This is a genomic window from Sneathiella sp. (assembly GCF_041689005.1).
GTDB lineage: Bacteria > Pseudomonadota > Alphaproteobacteria > Sneathiellales > Sneathiellaceae > Sneathiella.
In genome coordinates this window covers 1-2,165 of the sequence record NZ_JBDNHC010000006.1, presented here as the reverse complement: position 1 = coordinate 2,165, position 2,165 = coordinate 1, and the positions used below count along the sequence as shown (strand labels likewise).

The window sequence follows — 2,165 nt, the reverse complement described above, 5'->3', positions numbered from 1 at the left end:
TGTCAGAAGAAAATTGCTGATGGGCATTTGCTCGTCGATTAGCCTCCGAGCATGACAAAAAAGAACCCATTCCGCTATTTTAAAACATCTCCTGAGATCATCCGCCTGGCTGTGATGATGTACGTCAGGTTTCCACTTTCTCTACGAAATGTCGAAGACCTTCTTCATGAGCGCGGCATCGACATTTGCCATGAGACTGTGCGCTATTGGTGGAACCGGTTCGGTCCGTTGTTCGCAAGTGAAATCCGTAAGAAACGGATCCGTCCGTCTCAAAATTATTCAAACTGGAAATGGCATCTCGATGAGGTCTTTGTCAAAATCAATGGTGAAACACACTATCTGTGGCGGGCGGTTGACCACGAGGGGGAAGTGCTGGAAGTCTATGTTTCTAAACGACGCGATCGCAAATCCGCTTTGAAATTCCTCAAGAAAATCATGAAGCGATATGGAAGGCCACAGGAAATTGTTACAGATCGTTTAAAATCATATCGTGCCGCGATGAAGATCATCGGAAATGCCGAGGTTCAAGAGATTGGCCGGTGGAAGAACAATCGCTGTAAAACTCCCACCTACCAATTCCACGACGAGAGCAGACGATGTTGCAATTCAAGTGCCTGCGAAGTTTGCAAAAATTCGTCTCCATCCACGCATCAGTCCATAACCACTTCAACCATGAACGCCATTTAACCAACCGAGAAACATTCAAACTTCAGAGAAATGCCGCCTTGGCCGAGTAGCGACAACTTAGCGCGGCATAATAGAGGCGCCGTTGTGCCAATCTACGCCAAATAGAGACGAGGTCGCATTAGTCTGATGTTGTGGATGGCGCTTCGCCGCGTCATTTGATGTATCCTGTACGGGTACATATAACCTTTAACCGGAGCCACGATCATGGAGAAGATCACAACAATTGGACTTGATATAGCAAAGAATGTTTTTCAGCTTCACGGCATCGACGAGAACGGCGAGGTGGTCTTACGCAAATCCCTCCGACGGGGTCAAATGATGATATTCTTCAGTAATCTATCCCCTTGTTTGATCGGTATGGAGGCCTGCGCGACAGCTCACCACTGGGCCCGAACGCTTATGGCATCGGGCCATGAAGTTCGGCTCATTCCGCCTGCCTATGTAAAGCCGTACCTGCGTCGACAAAAGAATGATGCGGCTGATGCCGCCGCCATTTGCGAGGCTGTCACAAGGCCCTCCATGCGCTTTGTCCCTGTTAAGAGCGAAGAACAACAAGCAACACTGATGTTGCATAGTGCCCGGGATCTGCTGGTCTCGCAGCGGACTGCTTTGATCAATGCCGTGCGCGGACATTTTGCTGAATTTGGTATGGTTGTTTCTCAAGGGGCTCGCAATGTTCACCTCCTCATTACTATTATTCTTGAGGAGAACAATGATGACCTTAGCGCCAGTGCCCGCTCGGCACTTCTGCCTCTGGCGACAGCATTGCTCGATATAGACGCACAAATTAGCAAGCTGGGTAAAGCCATTCTCATCGCTCATCGCAAGAGTGATGTGAGTATGCGTCTAGCGACCATCCCGGGTATTGGCCCGATCGTGGCGTCCAGTCTTTCAGCCAGTATTCCAGATGCCAGCCTGTTTAAAGGTGGCCGGGAATTTGCCGCTTATTTGGGCCTGGTTCCCCGGCAGCACTCAACTGGCGGCAAGCCTCGTCTGGGCCGCATCACAAAGATGGGTAACCGGCGTTTGCGAAAGTTGCTTGTTATCGGCGCCCATTCAGCCCTCTACAGCATCAAGTCGGGCAAAACTGATACTCCACTTGCCGTATGGGCTTTATCGCTTTTGGCTAAAAAGCCTTTCAAGCTCGTTGCCGTTGCTCTGGCTAACAAAATGGCACGTATCGCATGGGCGGTTATGATGCAAAACACAATATACCAGCCAACGCCCAAGGGGGTTGCTTCGAAAATGGCATAATTGAAAGTAATGAATAGAAATTGCCCTGTGGGCATTGACAATTGGCGGAGTGATTACGTGATGATGTGAAACAAAAGGCGAAATGGGATACGCCAGAACCGAAAAACCCGAGGTGCTGTCTTGCGCCACTCAAGCGCGATAGTCTGAGAGGGATCAGTTCTAGCGAAAAACATCAGGGCCCGCGGGTGTCAGATAAAAGCCGCATTTAAAGGCCGGAGACATGA

General features: G+C 49.8%; 1 protein-coding gene and 1 pseudogene. Both read left to right on the top strand.

Annotation, left to right across the window (positions count from 1 at the left end):
- Positions 1-51 precede the first annotated feature (51 nt).
- Positions 52-737, top strand: a pseudogene (locus tag ACESNI_RS00785) (IS6 family transposase).
- 154 nt (positions 738-891) lie between these two features.
- Positions 892-1,941 carry an IS110 family transposase gene (locus tag ACESNI_RS00780; protein ID WP_373084000.1) on the top strand — a complete coding sequence of 350 codons (1,050 nt, stop codon included), beginning with the start codon at positions 892-894 and terminating at the stop codon, positions 1,939-1,941.
- The last annotated feature ends 224 nt before the right edge of the window (positions 1,942-2,165 follow it).